Raw genomic sequence first — 703 nt, forward strand, 5'->3', positions numbered from 1 at the left:
ACGTCCAGACGGTTGCGCTCCATCTGCGCCAACTCCTTCAGGTCGGCAAGCCGACGCACCAGGCCGCGTAGCTGACGGAAGCTCTCGGGCTCGGGCTCCCAAGGACGCAGTTCTTCCAGATGGCGCTGTGCGTAGCGGGCGATCAGTTTGGCGTCGGTCTTGTCGGTTTTAACCCGGCGCAGCTCGCTTTGCGCATATTTGGCGATGCGTGCAGGGTTGATGACACAGACCTGATAGCCCTGCTGATGCAGATGCGTCGCCAGCGCTTCGTGGTACACGCTGGTTGCCTCCATCAGCACCCAGCAATGTGGCTCGGCGTGCTTCTCTAACCATTGGTCAAATTGCTTGAAGCCTTCGGGGGTGTTCGCCACCTTGGCCTTGGTGCGGTATTTATCGCGCTCCAGCGGCTTAGCGATGTCGAAGGTGTGCTTGGCAATGTCGATTCCGATAACGCAGGTCATGGGGCCTCCGGCTCTGTTGACAGGTGATCGTCACCACACTCTGTTCTACCTTGCGAATACGTGCTCAGGCGCTCAGCACCGGCACCAGATACCGTTCGAACTGTCTGAGTGTGTTGGCAGGTGACGGCCCATCTACGAACCAAGCTCTTGAGGCTTCAGGGCCACACCGGCCTGTCACCTGCCGCCCGATGATCAGTCGGGGACCATGGTCACAGGGACCACAGTCAACATACAAGGGCCAC

General features: G+C 59.6%; 1 protein-coding gene. It reads right to left on the reverse strand.

The features are described 5' to 3' along the window. Positions 1–461, reverse strand: a 461-nt coding sequence (locus tag CNQ84_RS20275) for an IS110 family transposase (protein ID WP_133065937.1), incomplete at its 3' end; no start/stop codon positions are given. Between the last annotated feature and the right edge of the window lie 242 nt (positions 462–703).

This window comes from Pseudomonas abyssi (assembly GCF_002307495.1).
GTDB classification, from domain to species: Bacteria; Pseudomonadota; Gammaproteobacteria; order Pseudomonadales; family Pseudomonadaceae; genus Halopseudomonas; species Halopseudomonas abyssi.